Raw genomic sequence first — 16,964 nt, forward strand, 5'->3', positions numbered from 1 at the left:
GCGGGACGGAGTTCAGCCTCGGGTCACCCGGACCTCCGCGACCTCCATCAGACCGTCGAGTTCGACCCGGCCGACGGTCTGGGCGGAGCGCACCGTGAGGCCGTCCCGGCGCACCAGGTCCAGGATGCGTTCGGCGAGCGGGAGCACCATGTGGCGGGCCCAGCAGCGCTCGTCGGCGTGGCCGAACGGCAGGTATCCGGGGTGGTTGTCCGGGTCCAGATCCGCCCAGCGCTCGGGCCGGAAGGCACCGGGGTCCTCCCACAACGCCGGGTCGCGATGGCTCAGCAGGGGCAGCAGGAGGACGTCGTCGGTCGGGCCGATCCGGTCGTCCACGGCGGTGAGTTCGGGCGAGGCCATCCGCAGGATGTTCCACGACGGGGGCAACAGCCGGAGCGCCTCGGCGAGCAGTTGCCGGTTCGGGACGGCGTCGTCGAACGGGGCGCCCAGCCAGACCGCGTTGGTGACCAACGCGGCCACGGTGAAGCAGATGGGTGCCGCCACCCGGCGGTAGAGGTACAGGGCGTAGCGGCGGTCGGCGTAGCCGGCGGCGCCGAGGGCGAGGGTGGCGAGCTTCGACAGCGGCTCCGCCGGGTCGGGGCGGCGCAGCAGGGCGGCGCCCGACGCGACGGCGGACCAGGTCAGCTTCGGGGTGAGTTCCAGTCTCCGGTCGACCAGGATCCGCAGGCGGCCGAGTTCCTGTCCGAAGACGAGGTCGCGGAGGTAGGCGTGCGGCACCGCCGGCCAGGCGCCGGTCAGATCGACCGAGGTCTCCAAGGGGCGCTGCAGGGCCTTCCGCACGTCCGCGCCCAGGGCCTGCATGTAGGCGGCGGCGTCGGCCCGGCCGACGTGCCGGCCGAGGACGGGCTTGAAGGTGGGGCGCTCCTCGGCGTTGGCCGGCCGGCTGCGCAGCAGGGCGTCCATCAGGTCGGCGCCCGCGACGCCGATCGTGGTGGGCTCCAGTCGGAACAGCTCCTGACCGGTGTGGCGGTGCAGCAGGGCGTCGATCCTGGGCGCGAAGCGCACCCGCCGGTCGCCGCGGGTAACGGTCGGTCGCTGGGACATCGGGAACCTCCGGGAACGCGGGCCGGTGGCGGACCCTTGCGTGCGGCCCGCCACCGTCCGTTGTGGGCGTGGGCCGATCAGATCCAGCCGTACCAGGCGTACGCCTTGAGGCTCTTTTCGGTGCGCATCCGCTTCACGAGACGAACGAACTTCATCCGTACCTCCTTGGCAGGGGCTGACTGTGCCCCGTGGCAGGCCGCCGAAAGGGTCTTCGACCGCCGCAGAAGTGAATGCCGGGGCGGTTGGGGTGTCAAGTGGCTCATATCACGCGGAAAAACAACCAACCCATGTTTCAGGGGGAGTTCGTGGCGCGGAGCATCGAAAAGCGCCGCACAAATGGGGTGGTTGGTCCCGATGTAGCGGATGTTCATGCCAAATGCCGTATAGATAGGCGGCGTTGACGGATATGGAGAAGGATCGAAGATTTTGTTGATTTTACGGAGTCGGGCGGCCCGGCCGCCCCGCGGAGCCGGAGCGGGGCGCACCAGGAACCCCGGCTTCGACACCGCGCTCCACACCTTCCGCCAGGGCACCGGCCGCAAGATCCAGCTCAGTCCGCAGGGCTGAACTCCCGTGCGGACCAGCTCGGTCCTGGCCGAAGCGGGTCTCTCCGACGGGTCGTCCGCCCTCGCGTAGCGGCCGGCCAGGACGGCCACCGCCTCCGCCACGGCGCGGCGCAGCGCGGGTGGGCCGAGGACCTCCGCCTCCGCGCCCAGCCGGAGCAGGTCGCCGACGGCCACGGCCGGCCCCTCGACCGGCATCATCACCTCCGTCCAGCCGTCCGCGTCCGGCTCCCCGGCGCCCTCCAACGCCCGCCGGCCCACCGCGCCGTAGAGCATCGGCAGCAGGCGCCGGGCCTGCGGGGAGATGCGCAGGCGCGCCGTGTCCTGGTGCAGCGCGGCGGCCAGGCGGCGGGAGGACTCGGCCCAATACGCGGCCAGGTCGAAGCCGGCCGGCCGTGCGAACGCCTCGTCCGTGAGCTCCACGGCCTGGAACCGTGCGATCCGGTACGTCCGCACCGCCTCGTCGGCGAGCGCCACCACGTACCAGATGCCGCCCTTGAGGACGATGCCGAGCGGGCGCAGCTCGCGGTGGACCTCGCCGCGCCAGCGCCGGTAGTGGGTGCGGACCACCCGCTGCTCCCACACCGCCCGGGCGACCGGCGCGAGGTGGGCGACCGGATCTGCGTCCCGGAACCACGCCGGTGCGTCGAGGTGGAAGCGGTCCTGGATCCGCCGGGTCCGCTCGGCGAGTTCGACCGGGAGCGCCGCCTGCACCTTCAGTTGGGCGGTCGCCAGCACCGCACCCAGCCCCAGGTCGCGGGCCGGGCCGGGTGCTCCGGCGAAGAAGAGCGCATCAGCCTCGGCACCGGTGAGCCCGGTCAGTCGGGTGCGGTACCCGTCCATCAGGCGGTAGCCGCCGTCCGGCCCGCGCTCGGTGCGGACCGGGACGCCGGACGCGCCGAGCGCCTCGATGTCGCGGTAGATCGTGCGGACCGACACCTCCAGTTCCGCGGCGAGTTCGGCGGCGGTCATCCGCCCGCGGTTCTGGAGCAGCAGGAGCAGGGCGAGGAGCCGGTCGGCGCGCATGCTCCGATTGTCTCGCGTACCTGACAGAAGGTGTCAGGTACGGCGGTCAGGATGGCTGCACACCGCCCGGCACCGGCCGTGCGGGAGACCGAGAGGACAGCCATGCCCGCACAGACCACCGGCCGCATCAGCTACGCCAACTGGGCCGAGCAGCCGATCGGTTCGGACGCGACGAGCCCGCGGCTCGCGCGCGCCTGTGTCACCAACAACTTCTCCGGCGGCATCGAGGCCGACCGCACGGCCTGCGAGTACACCATCGTCTACACCTCGGACAAGACGGGGACGTTCACCGGTCTGGAGCTGCTGACCGGGCGGCTGGACGGGCGGGAGGGCGGTTTCGTGCTGGAGGAGCGCGGCGCCTTCGACGCCGACGGCACGGTGCGTTGCACCTTCGAGGTCGTCCCCGGATCGGCCACCGGGGACCTGGTCGGCCTGAGCGGGTCGGGCAGTTTCAGGTACGAGGCCGGCAATCCGTCCTTCCCGTACACCTTCGACTACCGGATGGGCTGAGCGCCGCCCGTCGCCAGTGGCGGACGAGGAGTTCGGCGCCGCGGCCGAAGCCGACCGACCGTGCCATGGCCTCCTCCCATGGCACGGCGGGCCGGGCGGTGGTACGGGACGGGCCGGAGGTCAGGGGTACGCCACCACGGTCGAGGGAACCGTCGAGCTGCCCGAGGTCGGCGCGCCGGTGTCGTTGATGACGCGTTCGAACTGGCCCTTGCCGCCGAGCGAGACGACCAGCAGGTCGTGGAACCTCACCCCCGGGGCGTTCGGGGCGGCGAAGCCGTGGTGCTGGACGATGCTGGGATCGACGTTGTAGTAGCAGTAGCTGCCGAGCCCCCACGCCTCGTGGGAGGTGACCGAGTCGGCGACCTTGTAGGCGGCGTATCCCTTGACGTCCCCATCCTGGACGGCTGCCTGGTCGGGGGCGTCGTACGCCTTCTCGTTCTGGAGGAAGACGGTGCGGCCCCGCTGTCCGTACCACTGCACGTCGTACTTGTTGAAGTGCTCCACGAACAGGCCGGTGGCCAGGACGTCGTCGCCGTTGACACGGATGCCGTAGTCGGCACGGTTGGTGTCCCAGCCGACGCCGTCGCCGTGGTCTGCGCGCCAGACCCAGGTGTGGTCGATGATGGTGTGCCGGCTGTTGACGACGATGCTGGTGGTGGCCTTGCCCGGGCCCGCGCCGCCGATGCGGAGGAACACGTCCTGGACGGTGGTCGGGTTGGCGGAGTGGTCCGCGGCGGCGCCGGCCGGGCCGATTTCGAGGAGGGTGGCGGAGTTCACCGGGCCGGCGTCGATGAGGAAGCCGGCCAGGCGGATGCCGTCGACGTCGGCGGTCCGTACGGCGGTGACACCGTTGTCAGGGATGAGTGTGGCGTAGCCGAGGCCCAGGACGACGGTGTTGGGCGCGGTCACCTGGATCGGCTGGTCGAGGTGGTAGATGCCCGGGGTGAGCAACAGGTGGAGTCCCTGCGCGAGTGCCTGGTTGAGGGTGGCGGCGGAGACGCCGGGCTTGGCGACGTAGAACTGCGACAGGGGCAGCGAGGTACCGCGCGGGGTGCCGTTGCCCCAGGTGACACCGCTGGCGTTGGTGCGCAGCTCCGGCAGGAAGACCCGGTAGTCGGCGCCGTCGAGGTGGAGGAAGGGCTTCTCGCGGGAGAGGGGGGTGGTGTCGAGCACGGTGTAGGGCGGGTTGGGGAACGTCTGCCCCGGGGCGCCCTGCACACCCGAGAACACCATGTTCCACACGCCGTTGGACCAACCGTCGACCGCGCTGTCGCGGGCGTACCACTGCTGTTGGGAACGCGGCTCCACGGTCCCGTCGATGCGGCTGTCGGCGAGGTAGCCGCCGCTGGCCCAACCGTCCCCGGCGGGCGCCAGGTTGAGGCTGCCGCGGACGTGCATCCGGCGGAACGGCGCGGCCTGGGCGACGGCCCAGCGGTTGGTGCCGCTGACCGGGACGAGGGCGAGGTTCTCGGCGGAGCGCCAGAAGTTCTGGGTGGCATTGCCGTTGAACCAGCCGGCGTCGACGGTGACGTCGCCGTTGATGGTGGTGTCGTCGGGTGACAGTCCCAGGCCGGCTATGGAGGTGTAGAAGCCGAGTTGGGCGTTGAGGCCGTGGTAGGTGCCGGGCTTGAACAGCAGGGCGTAGCGCCCGGTGTCGAACTGGGCCTTCTCCTGCTGCTTGAACACCTCGTCCAGCTTCGCCTGGATGCCGGGGGTGGCCGGGTCGAAGACGAGGACGTTGGGGCCGAGATCGCCGCCGCCGGGCAGGGCACCCGGGGTTCTGTGCGGCGGCGTGGCGTGGGCGGTCCGGGCAGGGCCGAGCAGGGCGGGGGCCGAGGCCACCGCGGCGGCGGCGCCGAGGACGGTGCGGCGGCCGACGGTGGGACGTTCGGGCGTGGGGGGTTCCTTGGAGGCAGGGGTCATGGGTGACTCTCCTGATTCAGGAAGTGAAGATGTGGGGGGTGGGAAGCGTACTCCCGCCGTCGCATGCTTCAGCTTCGTGAAGGGTGCGTCAAGAGCCACGACCCGAGTTTCACGCGACGACACCGACCGACCGTCAACACATGTGCTGATAGAGGCAGTTGGTGCCGCTACGCGCTTCCGTGCGGTACGGGGGACTTGCCTCCGCCGCGTTCAAGAAGTGTCCGACCCCGGGCGCCCGGCCTCCACTGTCCGACCGCCAGACTCCGAACTCCGGGCTCCGGGCTCCGAACTCGACCTCCGGGCTCCGGGCTCCGGGCTCCGATTCACTCCACCGTCTGGTCCCCGTCGGGGAGGTCCTGCACGGTGACCTTGCCGCGCGGCTGGCCGAGGCCGTCCGCCACCGCCCGGGCCAGGCCGTCGGGGTCGGGCGCGGTGGGCACCGGGATCTGTGCGCCCTCCGGGTAGCTCTCGATCGCCCTGGTGAAGTAGCTGGGATGCCAGGCACCGACCGCGCCCCGCACTTCCACGGCGCGTACCGCCCGCGTCCCGATCCGCTGCTGGACCGCGGCGAGGATCCGGTCGGACCGGTATTCCCCGGGCACCTGGAAGAGGCTGGCGTGCGCGCCGACCTTCCCACCGTCCGCCAGCCGGACGGTGACCGTCAGACAGCTGGTGACCGCGGGGTAGACGATCGTGCGGCCGGGCCCGACCTCGCCGACCTGCCCCTCGGTGATCCTGATCGCGGCGGCCGGGGCCGCGGCGGGGGCGCTCGCCACCGCCGGGGCCGCCTGGGCCGTGGCCACCCCGGCCACGCCCGCCTGGAGCGCCAGCGCCACCGCGAGCGCCGGTATCGCGCGGTTCCGTTTTGCTGCCATCGTTCCGCCGCCGCTCACTCGAACCGCGACGCGTCCCCGGCGCCCCGCCGCACGATCTCCACGACGCCGCCCGAGAAGTCGACGACGGTGGTGGGTTCGGTGCCGCAGTCGCCGGAGTCGACCACCGCGTCCACCACGTGGTCGAGGCGCTCCTTGATCTCCCAGCCCTGGGTCAGCGGCTCGTCCTCGTCAGGCAGCAGCAGGGTGCTGGAGAGCAGCGGTTCGCCCAGCTCCTCCAGGAGTGCCTGGGTGACGGTGTGGTCGGGGATCCGGACGCCGACGGTCTTCTTCTTCGGGTGCAGGAGCTGGCGCGGGACCTCCTTCGTCGCCGGGAGGATGAAGGTGTAGCGACCGGGGGTCGCCGCCTTGATCGCGCGGAACACGTCGTTGTCGATCTGTACGAACTGGCCCAGCTGCGAGAAGTTCTGGCAGACCAGGGTGAAGTGGTGACGGTCGTCGAGGGCGCGGATCGAGCGGATGCGGTCGATGCCGTCGCGGCTGCCCAGTCGGCACCCCAGGGCGAAGCAGGAGTCGGTCGGGTAGGCGATGAGCCCGCCGGAGCGGACGGTGTCGGCGACCGTGGTGATGGTGCGGCGCTGGGGGTTGTCCGGGTGGACGTCGAAGTACTTGGCCATTTTCGCGAGTCTAGGTGATCGTGCGGCCGGTAAGTGTTCGCCGCCTCGGCGGCCCGCCCGCCGCGCCGACTTGGTCCGGTCCAAAGTGTTGACGTGCCCACGGCGAAGGTTCACGCTGTGGTCGATTGGTCTGGACCACCCCCTCGTCGGCTCGTGGAGGTCAAGTGCCACCTCGTCACGTCAGAACCCTGGCCGCCGCCGTCTCGGCGGCCTGTATCGCGCTCGGTGTCGCCGGCACGGCGCTCGCCACCGGCCAGCGCGCCGCCCCTCGGCCCGCCGCCGCGACACCGGCACCGAAGGCGCTGGGCGGCAACTGGTACGCGGCGGCGCCGTACCTCATGCCGCTCGACAACGACCCGCCGGACGCCGGCGCGGTGATGGACGCCACCGGCCTCAAGGCGTTCCAGCTCGCCTTCGTCCTGGCGCCCAACGGCGGCGGCTGCTCGCCGACCTGGGACGGTCTCCACCCGGTGGCGTCGGACACCGCGGTGGCCGGGGTGATCTCCGCGATCCGCGCCAAGGGCGGCGACGTCTCCGCGTCCATCGGCGGCTACAACGGCACCAAGCTGGGGCAGGCGTGCGGCACGCCCGAGGCGACCGCCGCCGCCTACCAGCAGGTCCTCGACAAGTACGGCCTGAAGGCACTCGACTTCGACCTGGAGGAACCGGAGTACGAGAACTCCGCGGCCATCCACAACGAGATCGGCGCCGCCAAGATCCTCCAGCAGCAGAACCCCGGCCTCTATCTCTCCGTCACCACCGCCGGGACGGCCGACGGCACCGGTTGGTTCGGCAAGCAGATGCTGAACGAGGCCAAGTCCCAGTCCTTCGTGCCGGACAACTTCTCCATCATGCCGTTCGACGGCGGCTTCAACGGCGCCGCCGCCCAGACCTCCGCGCTGACCAACTTCAACGCCGTCCTGCGCTCCACCTTCGGCTGGGACGAGGCCACCGCCTACGCCCACGAGGGCATCTCCCAGATGAACGGCCGCAGCGACACCGGGGAGTTCTTCACCCAGGCGGACTTCCAGACCGTGTTGGACTACGCCACCTCCCACCACATGGCGCGCTTCACCAACTGGTCCGTCAACCGCGACCGACAGTGCACCCCGCCGGACAACAACGGCCGGACCTCCGGCACCTGCAGCAGCGTTCCGCAGGGTGCCTGGGACTTCACCAAGTACTCGGTGAAGTTCGCCGGCGCCACGCCGCCCACCACGCCCCCGACCACGCCGCCCACCACGCCCCCGACCACGCCGCCCACCACGCCCCCGGGCGGCAGCTGCGCCGCCAGCCCCTACGCCACAGGCACCGTCTACGTCGGCGGCGACACCGTCTCCTACAACGGCCACACCTGGAAGGCCCGGTGGTGGACCCAGGGCGAGGCGCCGTCCACCGGCGGCTCGGGGGTCTGGCAGGACCTGGGCACCTGCTGACCCCGTGGGGAGGAGCGCTCCGGCGGGCGCTCCTCCCCTCCCCGCCCCGCACGTCCGGTGCGTCGAAGATCACGCATCCCGGCAGCCGGCCGGGGCAGACTCGGCGGTATGAGCGCCACGCCCCCAGTCCCCCACCTGCCCCGGACCATCGACGAGACCGGCCTGCTGCGCGCCCTCCCGATGGCCACGGCCGTCGACGCACTGCGCGCCGCGCTGCGCGACGGGCCGGACCCCGAAGCCGACCCGCCGCGCACCATCGTGCCCGTCGAGCACGGCCAACTGCTCCTGATGCCCGCGCACCGCAGCCGGTACGCGGGCGTCAAGATCGCCACCGTCGCCCCCGACAACCCGGCCGCCGGACTCCCCCGCGTGCAGGGCCAGTACCTGCTCTTCGACGCCCCCACCCTCGCCCCGCTCGCGCTGCTCGACGGCATCGCGCTGACCACCGTGCGCACCGCCGCCGTCTCCGCCCTCGCCGCCGACCTGCTCGCCGTCCCCGAGGCGAGCCACCTGGTGGTGTTCGGCACCGGTCCCCAGGCCCGCGGCCACCTGGACGCACTGCGCGCGGTGCGTCCGTTGACCCATGTCACCGTGGTGGGGCGGACCCCCGCCAACGTCGAGCGGTTCGTCGCGACGGCCCGCCGGGACACCGGCCTGCGCGTCGAGGCCGGCGAGCCGTCCGCGGTCGCCGGCGCCGACCTCGTCGCCTGCTGCACCACCGCCCGCGCCCCGCTGTTCGACGGCGCCCTGCTCCCGCCGCACGCCACGGTGACCGCGGTCGGCTCCCACGAGCGCGGCAGCCGCGAGGTGGACGGCACGACCGTCCTGCGCAGCACGGTCGTGGTGGAGTCCCGGTCCGCCGCGGCCCGGGAAGCCGGCGACCTCATCCCGGAGCTGGAGAGCGGCCGGCTCGACCGGGAGGCACTGGTGACGCTCGCCGGCCTGGCCACCGGAGCCGCCGCCGTCGACCCCGACCGCCCCCGCCTGTTCAAGAGCGTCGGCATGGCCTGGGAGGACCTCGCGGTCGCGGGTGCCGCCTACGAAGCCACCTGACGGCACACACGACGGCCGTTCCGACGGCCCTCGTGCGATGCTGGGGGCGCCCGGCCGAGGCACGTGACCTCGGCCGATGCCAAACATGGGGAGCGTACGGCAGCGTGAAGGCAGCAATACGACGGACCGTTACGGGCACCTGGAACCGCTTCGCGGCCTCCGACCCGGGACTGCTGCGACTGATGGCCGGGCTGCGGACGGTGGGGGCGATCGTGCTGACCCTCGTCGCGCTGGCCCTGCTCGACACCGGCGTCACGCTCCTGGTCGCGGGAGCCATGGCGTCGATGGTCGCCACCTTCGCCATCCGGGAGAAGGAGGTGCGCGGCCAGGCCGTCACCCTCGCCCTCGGCCTGCCGGTGGCGTTGGCCGCGGTGGCGCTGGGGGCGCTGCTGCACAGTCGGATCATCGCCGGTGACCTGTTCTTCATCGCGCTGATCTTCGGCGCCGCGTACGCCCGCCGGTTCGGCGACCGCGGCACGGCGCTGGGTCTGATCGGCTTTCAGGTCTACTTCATCTCGCTGTTCGTGCACGCCACCGTGGCCACCCTGCCGGAGCTGTTCCTGACCCTGGCCGTCGCGTTCGCGTGCAGCGCCGTGGCCCGCTTCGCCGCCTTCCCGGACACCCCCGAACGCACCCTGAGCCGACTGCGGGAGGCGTTCCGGGCCCGCCTGGCACAGCTGGTGGCCACCCACCGGGAGTTGGTGGACGCCGGGCCCGAGGAGTTGGACGGCGTCCTCGACGACCTGCGGCGGCACACCGCCCGGCTGCACGAGACGGCGCTGATGATCCAGGGCCGCCTGGAGGAGGGCACCCGCGACGCGACCACCGCGGCGCTGCTCCAGCGCCGCATCGCGGACGCCGAGATCGCCGCCGAACGCCTGGGGATGACGCTGCTCAACGCGCGCAGCGCGGAGCGCACCGACACCCTCACCCTGCACCTGCCGCACGCCCCGGTACCGGCCACCGCGAACCGCATGCAGTCCGAGGGCGATGCCGTGGCCACGCTCCGCCGGGACCTGGAGGCCCTGGCGCTGCTGATGGCCCGCCGGGCGCCCGACGACCGCGGCACCGCGCTGGCCCACGTGCGCAACCGGCTGCTCGGCTACCGCGACGAGGACAACCTGCCGCGCGGCTCGGGCGCCGTCCAGGACGCCTTCCGCGCGCTCGGTGAGGCCGCCCGCGCCGTGCTGGGTCTGCGGCTGGCGCTGGACGGGCCGCAGGACGAGTCCGACGACAGCTCCGCCACGATCCGCTCGCGGGAGGAGTTCGACGCCGAGGACCTGGCGATCGTCGGTGCCGAGGAGGCCGAGGAGGACGAGCACACCGGGCTCCAGCGGCCCACCACCCGGGCCGCGTTCCAGGTCGCGGTGGGCTCGGCGCTGGCCATCGTCGGCGGGGAGTTCCTGTCCACCCAGCGCTGGTACTGGGCGGTGCTGACCTGCTGGGTGGTGTTCCTCAACACCGCGTCCACCGGCGAGGTCCTGGTCAAGGGGTACCGCCGGCTGGTCGGCACGGTGCTGGGCGTGATCGCCGGTGTGGCGCTGGCGGGGCTGGTGGGCAACCACACCTGGACGGCGTTCGCGCTGGTGCTGTTGTGCGTCTTCGGCATGTTCTTCACCGCGCCGCTGTCGTACGCGCTGATGTCCTTCTTCGTCACCGCGATGCTCGGCCTGCTCTACACCGTCCTGAACACCTACAGCGTCGCGACGCTGGTGCTGCGCATCGAGGAGACCGCGCTGGGCGCGGCGTGCGGGATCATCGCCGCGGCGGTCATCCTGCCGGTGCACACCGACCGGCGCACCGACGAGCATCTGGGCGCCGTCCTGGAACGGTTGCGGGAGGCGGTTGCGGCGGCGGTGGCCCAGCTGTCCGGCGGGCCGACGGCGGACCTGCTGACCCTGGCGCGCGACCTGGACACCGCGCTGAACGACCTGCGCGACTCCACCCAGCCGCTGGTGCACCCCATCACCCCGCTGCGGGTCCGCCGGCAGACCGCGCGCTATCTGGTGGCGCTCCTGGAGACCTGCGCCTATCACGCCCGGTCGCTGGCGGCGACGGCGGAACTCCTGCCGGCCAGCCGATCGGTGGCGGCCGACCCCCGGCTGGGACGCGTCGGCCGGCGCATCGAGCGCAACATCGAGCTGATCGCGGCGCGGGTGGCGGACGAGCCCGCCGACGGCGAGGTGGAGGCGGGCGCCAGCATCGCCTCGCTGCTCGACGCGGGCGGCTCCCCGGTGCCGCCGTCGCACACCGTGACCTTCCGTGTGCTGCGGCACCTCCAGCGGCTCGACGAGGGTGTGGTGGGCATCGCCCGTGCCCTGGATGTGCCGGTGGCCGGGCGGGGCGGCCGGAAGAACGGCTGACGCGGACGGCGGGCGGGGCACGCCGCCCGGCCCGCCTCCGCAATCTCAAGGTAAAACCTTTCCCTCGTTCGGGTGGCGCGCCCGGGCCCTCGTCCGGGCCGCCCGCACCCCCTCTCCCTCGATGAAACCGCAGCTCAGCGGCGCTCCACCAGGGATCATCGGCCGGTCCGGCGCACCGCCGCGCACCCCTTTCCGCGTTACGCCCCGGTTGACGCGACCGGCACCCGAGGAACACTCTCGTTACATAGGTGCTCGATACAACTGACTCTGGCGGAGCGGATCGGGCAGCCGGCGCACCGGCCTTGCCCACCCCCTCCCCGACCCCGACCCACGGCGGCACCTCCCGCCGTCCGCGGCATCGGCGGCCCCAGAGTGCGGAGCAGGAGGACACGGCATGTGCGGCATCACCGGCTGGATATCCTTCGACCGCGATCTGCGCTCCGAGCAGGAGACCGTGGACGCGATGACCGAGACGATGGCCTGCCGCGGCCCTGACGACCGCGGCACCTGGGTTCGGGGACCGGCCGCGCTCGGCCACCGCCGCCTCGCCATCATCGACCTGCCCGGCGGGCGTCAGCCGATGGCCGCCGAGCGGCCCGACGGCACCGAGGTCGTCATCGTCTACTCCGGCGAGTCCTACAACTTCGTCGAACTGCGCGCCGAACTGGCGGCCAAGGGCCATCGCTTCACCACCGACTCCGACACCGAGGTGGTGCTGCACGGCTACCTGGAGTGGGGCGAGGCGGTCGCCGACCACCTCAACGGGATGTTCGCCTTCGCGGTCTGGGACGAGCGGCGCCGACGGCTGGTGATGGTCCGCGACCGGATGGGCATCAAGCCGTTCTACTACTACCCCACTGCCGACGGCGTGCTGTTCGGCTCCGAGCCCAAGGCGATCCTCGCCAACCCGCTCGCCGGGCGGCGGGTCGCCCTGGACGGCCTGCGCGAGCTGTTCGCCTTCGTCAAGACCCCCGGCCACGCCGTGTGGGACGGCATGCACGAGGTCGAGCCGGGCACCGTGGTCACCGTCGACTCCGAGGGACTGCGCCGGCACGTCTACTGGTCGCTGCGGACCCGGGCCCACCAGGACGACCAGGAGACCTCGATCGCGCACGTGCGGACGCTGCTCGACGACATCGTCCGCCGCCAGTTGGTCGCCGACGTACCGCGCTGCACCCTGCTCTCCGGCGGGCTGGACTCCTCGGCGATGACCGCGCTGGCCGCCCGTCAACTGGCCGACGTGGGCGAGACGGTGCGGAGCTTCGCCGTCGACTTCGTCGGCCAGACCGAGAACTTCATCGCCGACGACCTGCGCGCCACCCCCGACACCCCCTTCGTGCACGACGTGGCACGGCTCGCCGGAACCGAGCACCAGGACATCGTGCTGGACTCCGCCGCCCTGGCCGACCTCGACGTCCGCGCCAAGATGCTGCGGGCCCGCGACATGCCGATGGGCCTGGGCGACATGGACGCCTCCCTCTACCTGCTGTTCAAGGCGATCCGGGAGCACTCGACGGTGGCCCTGTCCGGCGAGTCGGCCGACGAGGTCTTCGGCGGGTACAAGCAGTTCTTCGACGAGGACGCGCGCACGGCACACACCTTCCCCTGGCTCGTCCGCTTCACCCAGCACTTCGGCGACGACGAGAACATCCTCACCTCCGACGTCACCGGCGCCCTCGACCTGGGCTCCTACATCCAGGACGGCTACGACCGGGCCATCAAGGACGTCGAACGGCTCGACGGGGAGAGCGACTTCGAGTTCCGGATGCGGAAGATCTGCTATCTGCACCTGACGCGCTTCGTCCGGATCCTGCTGGACCGCAAGGACCGGGCGAGCATGGCCGTCGGGTTGGAGGTGCGCGTCCCGTTCTGCGACCACCGCCTGGTCGAGTACGTCTACAACGCGCCCTGGTCTCTGAAGTCCTTCGACGGCCGGGAGAAGAGCCTGCTGCGCGAGGCCACCGCCGATCTGTTGCCCAGGTCGGTGTACGACCGGGTGAAGAGCCCGTACCCGTCCACGCAGGACCCGCAGTACGCGGTCGCACTCCAACAGCACGCCAAGGACCTGCTGGCGCGCCCCTCGCACCAGGTCTTCGACCTCGTCGACCGCGACTGGCTGCGTCGCGCGGCGCAACACGAGGCGCCGCAGATCACCCAGGCATCACGACGCGGCCTCGAACGCACACTGGATCTGGCGCTGTGGTTGGAGATGTACTCCCCCGCGATTACGCTCACTTGATCCACGACGGGCCCTGCGGGGCCCGCCGCTGACCGGGTCCGGTACGAGGCGATGGGGGAGCGATGACAATCGGTGACGACGCGGCGCTGCAGCTGGTGATCTCGCTGCACCGGCTCACCCGGAGCCTGCGCAGGTCCGCCACGGCAGGCAGCATCCAACTGACCCATGTCGCCGTACTGGCGCTGCTGACCCAGCGCGGGCCGTCCCGGATCGGGGAGATCGCGCAGTGGGTGCCCTGCTCCCAACCGACCGCCACCGCGGCGGTCCTCGGCCTGGAGTCGTCGGGCCTGGTACGCCGCGAGGCCGACCCGAAGGACCGGCGCGCCAGTCGCGTCCTGCTCACCGAACGCGGCTCCGCGGCGCTGGCGGACATCGCCCGCGGTGAGGCACGGGTGCTCACCCGCCGCCTCACCGCGCTGCAGCCGGACGAGATCCGCCGGCTGACCGAGGTCGAACCGCTGCTGCGCCGGCTCGCCGAGTCCGGCGACTGATGCGTCAGCGGGTCGTGAAGGACGCTACTGAGCGGGGCCCGGTCCTCCCGGGAGCCGGCCGCCGGCCCCTCGGCCAGGTCGGCACAGCCGGTCGGCGGCGCGAGCGAACACGACGCGGGCATATGTGCGTGACATCAAGGGCAGAGCTTGCCAGCATCACCCAAACGCGGTAATAGCCCCAGACCGGCCAGCCGAATATCATCTTCCGCATGGCGCCCACATGCGTCCCAGACGCCACCGCCGAGGCCAACGAACGGATACGCGCGTTCATGGCCGCCCGTGTCGGTCGGCCACTATGGCCCGAAGAGCAAGCCGAGTACGAGCGACTGCTCGCCGCTTGGACGGATGCCATACACACGCGCCGGACCACGAGCTGAGGGGCGCGGTGCCCCGTTCCTGCCCCGGCAGGGACGGGGCACCGTGTCGTCCGGAGGGCGGCGGCGCCCCGAGCCGGCGACCGCGAACGGCGGCTGCCGGCACCCCCGCCCATGGCCATCCGGCCGCACCCGCTCACCCATCACGATGACGACTTAGCCCACCTGGCCGCCAAGAACGATGTGACGGGGCTTCAGATCCGCCATGCTGCCATCTCCTCATGAAGGTCATCGTGGAGGTGCTCACGTAATGGCGGGAGACAGACAGCAGACCACCGACCCGCACACGGGCTCCCCCCGGCGGCGGGTACTGACCGCGGCGGCCCTCGCCCCGCTGCTGGCCGCGGCGCCCACCCCGGCTCGCGCCCGTCCCGCACCCCTGCCGCGCGAGCCGATCACGCCGGGCGGACGGGAGCTGATCGAACCGGTCCACACCACCCTCGCCGACTGGAAGAAAGTGGCCAGGGCGCTGGGCCGGACCGGCGACATGAAACGCAAGGTGATGTACCACACCGGCCTGCCCCGCCGGGACCTCCGCGTGGACTCCCATCACGTTCGCGTCAAGGCGCCCCTGGCGCTGGGCTCGCACGTCTCGTTCGTCCGCTACGCCGACGACAGCACCCTGGTGATGGGCGACATCGTCGTGACCGAACACGAGCTGCAGGACTTCGTCGACACCCTGCAGGAGCACCGTCTCCACCTGACCGCGCTGCACAAGCACCTGCTCTCCCAGCGGCCCGACGTCTGGTGGGTCCATGTGCACGGGCACGGCGACGATCCGGTGGCCATGGCCCGCGGTCTCCGCGAGGCGTTCGACGGCACCGGCACCCCGCCCGACAAGGCGTCCGACCCGGACCAGAAAGTCGATCTGGACACCGACGGGATCGACGACGCGATGGGCGCCAAGGGGTCCGTCGACGACGGGATCTACAAGTGCATCTTCGTCCGTCGGGAGAAGATCACCGACGGCACACTGGTGCTCCCGCCGGGCCTGGGCTCGACCAGCGCGTTCAACTTCCAACCGCTCGGCCACGGCCGGGCGGCGATCAGCGCGGACTGCTGCATGATCGCCAAGGAGGTGCCGCGCGTCCTGCGGGCGCTGCGGAAGGCCGACGCCAAGCTCGTCGAACTCCACAACCACGGGCTGACGGACGAACCCCGGCTGTTCTTCGTCCATGTGTGGGCGGTCGGCGACGCCGTGCGCCTGGCCCGCGCCCTGCGCCACGCGGTGGACGCCACCGACGTCGTGCCGGCCGGCAGCTGAACCACGGCCCGGCCGACGGAAGAAGGGCCACGCACGGAAGCCCGCACGGCACCGGCCGGCACAGTGGGGCATCCCCACTGTTCTCCCCGACGGGGAACGCGCCGGTGACCGTGCCGCTCCTGGACGACGATGTCCGCGCCCGGCAGGAGGCCGCGACGGCGGTCCGCCCGAGGGACGTGTGGTGGGCGCCGGGGGCCCGGCGAAATTAGCGGGCGGAGCGGGCGCTGTGGACAGTACGGTCCGAGCATGGACGACGAGGACGGCTACTTCGGGAAGAGTGTCGCGGCGACCTATGACGATGCCTCGGCCGGGATGTTCGCGCCGGGCGTCGTGGATCCGACCGTCGATTTCCTGGCCCGGCTCGCCGGGCGGGGTCGGGCTCTGGAGCTGGGCGTCGGGACGGGGCGGATCGCACTGCCGCTGGCGCGTCGCGGCGTGCCCGTCCACGGCATCGACATGTCACGGGCGATGGTCGCCCGGCTGCGGGACAAGCCGGGTGGCGACGACGTCGGCGTGACGATCGGCGACTTCGCGACCACGCGGGTCGACGGGACGTTCTCCGTCGCCTACCTGGTCTTCAACACCATCATGAATCTGACGACCCAACAGGCACAGGTCGACTGCTTCCGCAACGTCGCGGCACACCTCGAACCGGGCGGCTGTTTCGTCATCGAGGTCGGGATCCCCGAGCTGCGGAAGCTGCCACCGGGCCAGCGCGTCGTGCCGTTCCACGTCAGCCCGACGCGGTGGGCGTTCGACGTCTACGACGTGGCCACCCAGGCGATGAGTTCGAACTACGTCGACGTGGCCGAAGGGCGCGGCAACTACCAGTCGATCCCGTTCCGGTATGTCTGGCCGGCGGAGCTCGATCTGATGGCGCAGCTGGCCGGGTTGCGGTTGCGCGAGCGGTGGGAGGGGTGGACGAGCGAACCGTTCACGAACGAGAGTCATCGGCATGTGTCGGTGTGGGAGAAGCCGGTGGACGAGGGCGGGGAAGGGGGATGACGACAGCCTGCCGGGCGGCGCGCGGGGCAAGGGCGCGGTGTGCGGCGGGAGTTCGGCGGACGGTGCGCGGTTCCCCGTTCCGATACAGTGACAAAGCGGGCCGTGATCACGCCTGCGGGATGCCGGCCGTGGCGCGGCGTCCGGT

13 protein-coding genes and 1 pseudogene are annotated in these 16,964 nt (G+C 71.9%); 8 read left to right on the forward strand and 6 right to left on the reverse strand.

Features of this window, described 5'->3' with window-relative positions:
- Positions 1 to 12 precede the first annotated feature (12 nt).
- From JNO44_RS35975 to JNO44_RS35980, 3 genes and pseudogenes are all read right to left on the reverse strand, one after another.
- Complete coding sequence (locus JNO44_RS35975) at positions 13 to 1,062, reverse strand: cytochrome P450 (RefSeq protein WP_205368221.1); 1,050 nt, start codon at positions 1,060 to 1,062, stop codon at positions 13 to 15.
- A 77-nt stretch (positions 1,063 to 1,139) separates the two neighbouring features.
- The gene (locus JNO44_RS44890; protein WP_338058618.1) at positions 1,140 to 1,433 is read right to left on the reverse strand and encodes a tryptorubin family RiPP precursor; all 294 of its coding nucleotides are present in this window, start codon (positions 1,431 to 1,433) and stop codon (positions 1,140 to 1,142) included.
- Positions 1,434 to 1,688: 255 nt separating this feature from the next.
- Positions 1,689 to 2,651 (reverse strand): annotated as a pseudogene (locus JNO44_RS35980) (helix-turn-helix transcriptional regulator); the annotation flags it as partial.
- Positions 2,652 to 2,753: 102 nt separating this feature from the next.
- On the opposite strand from JNO44_RS35980, the gene JNO44_RS35985 reads away from it, so the two are divergent.
- Positions 2,754 to 3,161 (forward strand): DUF3224 domain-containing protein, encoded by a 408-nt coding sequence (locus JNO44_RS35985; RefSeq protein ID WP_205368222.1) that lies wholly within the window; start codon positions 2,754 to 2,756, stop codon positions 3,159 to 3,161.
- A 120-nt stretch (positions 3,162 to 3,281) separates the two neighbouring features.
- Here the strand turns inward: JNO44_RS35985 and JNO44_RS35990 are convergent, their stop codons facing one another.
- The 3 genes from JNO44_RS35990 to JNO44_RS36000 all read right to left on the reverse strand — a co-directional run bounded on the left by JNO44_RS35990 (position 3,282) and on the right by JNO44_RS36000 (position 6,594).
- Entirely contained in the window at positions 3,282 to 5,084 is a 1,803-nt protein-coding gene (locus JNO44_RS35990; RefSeq protein WP_205368224.1) for a coagulation factor 5/8 type domain-containing protein, read from the reverse strand.
- Positions 5,085 to 5,407: 323 nt separating this feature from the next.
- Positions 5,408 to 5,959 (reverse strand): hypothetical protein, encoded by a 552-nt coding sequence (locus tag JNO44_RS35995; RefSeq protein WP_205368226.1) that lies wholly within the window; start codon positions 5,957 to 5,959, stop codon positions 5,408 to 5,410.
- Positions 5,960 to 5,973: 14 nt separating this feature from the next.
- Complete coding sequence (locus JNO44_RS36000) at positions 5,974 to 6,594, reverse strand: L-threonylcarbamoyladenylate synthase (RefSeq protein ID WP_102924992.1); 621 nt, start codon at positions 6,592 to 6,594, stop codon at positions 5,974 to 5,976.
- A 164-nt stretch (positions 6,595 to 6,758) separates the two neighbouring features.
- On the opposite strand from JNO44_RS36000, the gene JNO44_RS36005 reads away from it, so the two are divergent.
- From JNO44_RS36005 to JNO44_RS36035, 7 genes are all read left to right on the forward strand, one after another.
- Positions 6,759 to 8,030: a chitinase gene (locus JNO44_RS36005; protein ID WP_205368227.1), complete on the forward strand. Its 1,272-nt coding sequence runs from the start codon at positions 6,759 to 6,761 to the stop codon at positions 8,028 to 8,030.
- Positions 8,031 to 8,138: 108 nt separating this feature from the next.
- The gene (locus JNO44_RS36010; RefSeq protein WP_205368228.1) at positions 8,139 to 9,083 is read left to right on the forward strand and encodes an ornithine cyclodeaminase family protein; all 945 of its coding nucleotides are present in this window, start codon (positions 8,139 to 8,141) and stop codon (positions 9,081 to 9,083) included.
- A 182-nt stretch (positions 9,084 to 9,265) separates the two neighbouring features.
- Complete coding sequence (locus tag JNO44_RS36015) at positions 9,266 to 11,446, forward strand: FUSC family protein (protein WP_235096202.1); 2,181 nt, start codon at positions 9,266 to 9,268, stop codon at positions 11,444 to 11,446.
- Positions 11,447 to 11,840: 394 nt separating this feature from the next.
- The gene (gene asnB, locus JNO44_RS36020; protein WP_205368230.1) at positions 11,841 to 13,685 is read left to right on the forward strand and encodes an asparagine synthase (glutamine-hydrolyzing); all 1,845 of its coding nucleotides are present in this window, start codon (positions 11,841 to 11,843) and stop codon (positions 13,683 to 13,685) included.
- A gap of 62 nt (positions 13,686 to 13,747) precedes the next feature.
- Positions 13,748 to 14,176: a MarR family winged helix-turn-helix transcriptional regulator gene (locus JNO44_RS36025; protein WP_039629507.1), complete on the forward strand. Its 429-nt coding sequence runs from the start codon at positions 13,748 to 13,750 to the stop codon at positions 14,174 to 14,176.
- Between the two features lie 624 nt (positions 14,177 to 14,800).
- Positions 14,801 to 15,814, forward strand: coding sequence for a DUF1259 domain-containing protein (locus JNO44_RS36030; protein ID WP_205368231.1), 1,014 nt, complete (start codon positions 14,801 to 14,803; stop codon positions 15,812 to 15,814).
- 246 nt (positions 15,815 to 16,060) lie between these two features.
- A complete protein-coding gene (locus tag JNO44_RS36035; protein ID WP_205368232.1) occupies positions 16,061 to 16,819 on the forward strand; it encodes a class I SAM-dependent DNA methyltransferase in 759 nt (252 codons plus the stop codon).
- Positions 16,820 to 16,964: the final 145 nt, after the last annotated feature.

Origin of the sequence: Streptomyces noursei (genome assembly GCF_016917755.1) — a bacterium.
In the GTDB taxonomy this organism is placed as follows: domain Bacteria; phylum Actinomycetota; class Actinomycetes; order Streptomycetales; family Streptomycetaceae; genus Streptomyces; species Streptomyces yunnanensis.